Source organism: Streptomyces sp. NPDC054841 (genome assembly GCF_053611045.1).
Genome location: NZ_JBSGZO010000574.1, coordinates 1 through 4907 on the forward strand (window position 1 = coordinate 1; position 4907 = coordinate 4907).

At 70.5% G+C, this 4907-nt stretch carries 5 protein-coding genes; 2 read left to right on the plus strand and 3 right to left on the minus strand.

The features are described from left to right. Nucleotides 1-51: 51 nt before the first annotated feature. A complete protein-coding gene (locus ACWGI8_RS39520) occupies nt 52-240 on the minus strand; it encodes a DUF6381 family protein (RefSeq protein WP_453668275.1) in 189 nt (62 codons plus the stop codon). Nucleotides 241-434: 194 nt separating this feature from the next. Then, nucleotides 435-1034, minus strand: a complete 600-nt coding sequence (locus tag ACWGI8_RS39525) for a TetR/AcrR family transcriptional regulator (RefSeq protein WP_453668276.1) — start codon at nt 1032-1034, stop codon at nt 435-437. Nucleotides 1035-1174: 140 nt separating this feature from the next. On the opposite strand from ACWGI8_RS39525, the gene ACWGI8_RS39530 reads away from it, so the two are divergent. Together ACWGI8_RS39530 and ACWGI8_RS39535 are read left to right on the plus strand one after the other, a co-directional pair. Then, nucleotides 1175-1939, plus strand: coding sequence for a class I SAM-dependent methyltransferase (locus tag ACWGI8_RS39530; protein WP_453668277.1), 765 nt, complete (start codon nt 1175-1177; stop codon nt 1937-1939). Nucleotides 1940-2073: 134 nt separating this feature from the next. Then, nucleotides 2074-2655 carry a suppressor of fused domain protein gene (locus ACWGI8_RS39535; protein WP_453668278.1) on the plus strand — a complete coding sequence of 194 codons (582 nt, stop codon included), beginning with the start codon at nt 2074-2076 and terminating at the stop codon, nt 2653-2655. A 321-nt stretch (nt 2656-2976) separates the two neighbouring features. On the opposite strand, the gene ACWGI8_RS39540 is transcribed toward ACWGI8_RS39535, so the two are convergent. Continuing rightward, nucleotides 2977-4716 (minus strand): ricin-type beta-trefoil lectin domain protein, encoded by a 1740-nt coding sequence (locus ACWGI8_RS39540; RefSeq protein WP_453668279.1) that lies wholly within the window; start codon nt 4714-4716, stop codon nt 2977-2979. Nucleotides 4717-4907: the final 191 nt, after the last annotated feature.

Sequence of the window (4907 nt, forward strand, 5' to 3'; positions counted from 1 at the left end):
GCCTTGAAGGTCGCGGGAGGGCCACCGGCCGGTGCATGGACCGCAGGGCTGCTACTTCAGGGGGTCGATGTTCCCGCCGCCCTTGCTGCCCTCCTGCTGGATCTGCTGCTTGAGCTGGCGGGCCTTCTCCTTGAGCCGCTGACGCTCCTGCGGGTCAGTGGCACGCTCCGCGGCCTGCTCCATCTCCTGCACCTTCTGGCGCATCTGCTGGGTACGACCGGACTCGCCTGCTGCGCTCATGGTCACTCCTTGGTTCTCTCGGTGGATGAGCGGGCCACATCAGCGAAACAGCACCCCTGCGCATGCGCACTTCGAACGCTCACCCACCGTTATCTGCGCAGCACTCCGCCGTGTGCGTGAGAACTCGAATGCTTCCAGGGCCACCGCCGGGCAGCGGGTGCCCGATTCCCCGGGTACGGGCTTGCCGTCGTCGTTCACGGCAGTGGTTCCCGCACGACGCCGGCGATGACCGTGGTCACGACCTTGTGGACAGCTCCAGCTTCCGGCGGGGTGCCTTTCCGGTCGGCGAACAGCATGTGCACGGCCCCGATCAGCGTGGGAGCGAGCGTGTCGACGTCGGCATCCGCCGCGACGCGGCCCAGTTCCCGCTCGGCGGTGAGGTAGGAGGCGATCATGGCCGCAGCTTCCGTCAGGACCGGGACGCCGGTCGGCCTGGCCCGGCGCAGCCGGGCGCGCAGGTCGTCCCGGGAGGTGACGAGGCCGACGATCGCCACAGCGACCGACCCGAACAGGGCCATCAGCGCGTCGGTGAGGTTGTCGGCGACGGTCCCGGTACCGGCGGAGTTGCGCAGGGCGGCGGCCTGGTGATCGAGCCGCGCGATGCGGTCCAGCACGAGCTCGGCGAGGAAGGCGTCGAAGTCGGCGAAGTGCCGGTGCAGGACGCCCTTGGCGCAGCCCGCCTCCGTGGTGACCGCCCGGCTGGTGAGCGCGCTCGGCCCGTCCCGTAGCAGGACGCGCTCGGCGGCGTCGAACAGTTGGTCCCGCACGTCGCGGATGGCTACTCCCGTGGGCACCGCGTATCTCCTTCTTCTCTTGACCGGCCGGCCCGTTGTGATTGACGAGTGGGCATGTGCCCACTCATAGTGGGCGCATGCCCACTTTACCGCCGGAGCCCGCTCCTTGCCCCGAGCATGCGTCCCATCAACACCGACAGGTGGCCCAGTCGTTCGGTTCGAACGCCGACCGCTACGACCGGGCTCGGCCCCGTTACCCCCAAGCCATGGTGGACCGGATCGTCGCTGCCGGCCCCGGCCCGGACGTCCTCGACGTCGGCTGCGGCACCGGCATCGTGGCCCGGCAGTTCGAAGCGGCCGGCTCACGGGTGCTGGGCGTCGACGTCGACGCCCGGATGGCCGATCTGGCGCGACAGCGCGGACTTGACGTCGAGGTGGCGTCGTTCGAGGCCTGGGACCCGGCCGGCCGGAAGTTCGACGCCGTCGTCTCAGGACAGACCTGGCACTGGGTGGACCCGGTCGCCGGAGCCGCCAAGGCGGCGCAGGCACTGCGCCCCCGTGGTCTGCTGTCTCTGTTCTGGAACGCGGGCCAACCCTTGCCCGAAGTGGCGGAAGCCTTCGCCGAGGTCTACCGCCGGTTGGTACCTGACTCGCTCGCGGCTCGTCAGTCGACGGTGTCGGCCGTGGACGGGTACACGGCGCTGTGCGCCAAGGCGGCCGATGGGATACGGGAGGTGGGCGCATTCACGGACCCCGAACAGTGGCGATTCGACTGGGAACAGCCCTATACGCGGGACGAGTGGCTGGATCAGCTGCCCACCCAGGGTGCCTTCACCCAACTCCCGCGGGCCAAGCTGGAGAAGGTGCTGGCGGGCGTCGGCGCCGCCATCGACGCAGTGGGAGGCAGCTTCACGATGCGCTACGCCACGGTGGCGGTCACCGCGGCGCGAACCGATTCCGCCTGACCCGGCTCTACGGTCTCTGCGCCGCTCCCCGGACGCGACCCGTGCGGCTCACCCCCTCGCCCCCTTCTCGCCCGCGCTCCCGTACCAGGGGCCGGGCGGCAAGGCTGCGAAACGGGACGGATAGAGTCGCGGGCATGCCTGCTCCTGCAATCCTCAGTGACGTCGTCCATGCCTTGCGCAGGGAACAGGGGGAGGAGGACGCAGGTATCACCTTCGACCACGGTCCGTCCCCCGTCGACCGGATCGACGTGATGGTCTACCGTGCGCCGGATCCCACGGCCGCCACGCTCTTCGCGACGATCGGGATGTCGGCTCAGGCCATGCCGCCCCGTGAGGGACGACCCGGCGGCCGTGCGGAACTCCGCTTGCTCCGGCGCGGGATCGTCCAGCCGGACGACGAAGGTCTGATCGCGATGAAGCTCGCGAACCTGGCGGCTTATCCATGGATGTGCGGCCGGGCGCTCGGCTGGGGCGAAGTGGTTTCCTTCCCGGACGACATTCCGACGTTCCCGGGCTGTCGCAGTGTGTTCCTGGCGGGGCCCTGGGCGACCGGGCAGCTGGACTTCATCGAGACGCGAGCCGAACGGGTGCGGGTGGTCAACGTCGTGCCGATCAGCGAGGCGGAACGCGCCGATGCGCTGGCGGCCCGACCGGAGGCGTTCTTCAGTGACCTGCTCGACTCACGGGATGCCCTCACGCCACCCGTCCTGGCCTGACGATCGATCGTCGACGATCTCCTGAACGCTCACCCATGCGCGCTCCGAGGGGCAGCATGACCTCGCACCGGGATCTCTTGACGGACCGTCATGAGACGGTACGGGGATGACGTCATCACCGGCACTTCACGGCCGGGCGGCCCGACTGCGCCGGCTCGGTCGCGGACCCCGCGCACCTGGTGGCGTGTACGGAACTCGTCGTACGGGAATTCGGCCGGCTCGACATCTTCGTCAACGGGGTTGTGATGGGGAACGCCATGACCTGGCCGTCGGCCCTGCCTCGTCCGGAGCCGACACCGGACAGGACCTGAGAGACAGAAGCTAAGCCCTTGGGACGGTGCCGGCGGTCCAGCGCTGGTTGCTTTCCCCGTCGGCCGGGTCGAAGCCGAGGGAACTGCCCTCGGAGCCGTCCACGGGTTCAAGGGCGAAGTCCGGCGCGATCATTGGGTGTATCGCTCCTGAACCATCGGCGGCGAAGAGCAGGTTCAGACCGTTCTTGCCCTCGACCGAGGCGCAGGACCAGATGCCGGCGCCGCGGTCGGTGTCACCGCGCGAGTCGAGGCAGTAGTCCGGGTCCGCGTTGCTGCGCAGGAGACCGTTGGAGTCAAGGCTCCACCGCTGGGTCCGGGCACCGTTGCAGCGGGCCGTGACGACGTCCGTGCGGTTCTCCATGACGCCGTTCTCGATGTCCAGGCACAGTCCGGAACGCGCGTTGACGACCTGGACGTAGCCGCCTCCCGGGGCGATGGGCACAGGCCGGGGAGGGGCGCTCGGCGAGGGGGCAGGCGCCGGGGGCTCAGGGGCAGGTGCGGACGTGCTGGGGCTCGCCGAGCGCGAGGGCTTCTTCGACGGTTTCCGAGTGGGGCTCGCCGACAGGACGGGCGGGGGCGAGGCCGGGGTGGGCCAGGCCGCCTGGACCGGGGGCTCCTCCGCGCGCCGCGCCGTGACGGGGTCCTCGGAGGAGGACTGCAGCAGGGCGCCGGAAACGACGGCGCCTGCGACGGCCACCGCGACGAGGACGACGGTCGGAGACGGCCGCCGCGCGCCCTCCGGTGGCGTTCCGCCGCTCCGTGGCGCCCTGCCGAAGGCGGTGAACCCCCATCTGCCGGCCGTGGACCTCGACCGGTCGGGCCGTGCCGGAACGGGGTCGGACAGGCCGGGCACGGTACCGCGGGCCACATAGGCCGATCCGCCCCACCGGAGCAGGCCCTCCGCAATCACGGCCCGGGGGTTGTCCGCCATCCGTGCGAGCTCGGTGACCAGCCGGGTGCATCGCGGGCACTCCGACAGATGGATCGTCAGGTCCTCGCTGCGTCGCCGGTCCTCCGGCCGCGCCGCCGCCTCGATGATGCGGCGGAATCCCAGGCACTTCCGGTCCCCGCCACGCTCCAGATACGCATGGATGTAGGCCTGTCGCATCGCGTTGTGGGCCTTGTCCCGCAACTCGGCGACCATGCTCGGCCGGATGCCGAGGCAGGTGGCGACCGTCGCGTCCGGTTCCTCGTCCACCACCGCATACCAGAGGACGCCCCGCGTCACCTCCGGCAGCCGGTAGAAGCCGGTGAGCATGGCGGACGAGGCCTCGGAACGAAGGCGCCGGGTCCCGGGCATTCCTGATGCGATGCCGGCGGCGTCGGCGCTGTCGGCACCGCCGGCGGTGTCAGCGATGTCGGCGGTGTCGGCGGTGTCGTCGGTCCATGCGACGAAGTCGGGTTCGAGTCGGTCCCGGCGGCCGCCGGCCGCCCAGCTGAGCCCCACCCGCTGAACGAGCATCAGCAGGTGGTGACGCCAGTTCCCCCGGGGTTCGATGCCCCGGCACGCCTCTTGGGCGGCAAGGCCGAAGGCCTGGACCGCCAGCTGGTAACCGGAGCCATGGTTGCGCCCGCAGAGCCGGGCGTACGTCAGGACCGCCGGCATGTGGCGGCGTTTGAGCTCCTGCGTGGCCGGATAGGCGGGCGGGGCACCGGCGCGGATGCGTTCGGTGAGCTCCGCGTCCGACAGGGTGGCGTAGTCCGCTTTCTCACCCGCGGGATCCGGACCGACCCGGTGGAGCTCTGGCACCCTGACTCCTCGTTCACTACGGCGCACCGACCGGCCTGCCCAACCGGTGATCCGCCGGTGTTACCAGCTGGAAACAAGAGCCCATGGTGAAGCAGGAAAGCCTGCGGGGAAAGGTGTTCCCGTGGGTAAGTCGTCACCGGAACGGAAGACGACCGCGTGCGGGTCGATGCCGGTCCAGGGAGGGGCCGGGG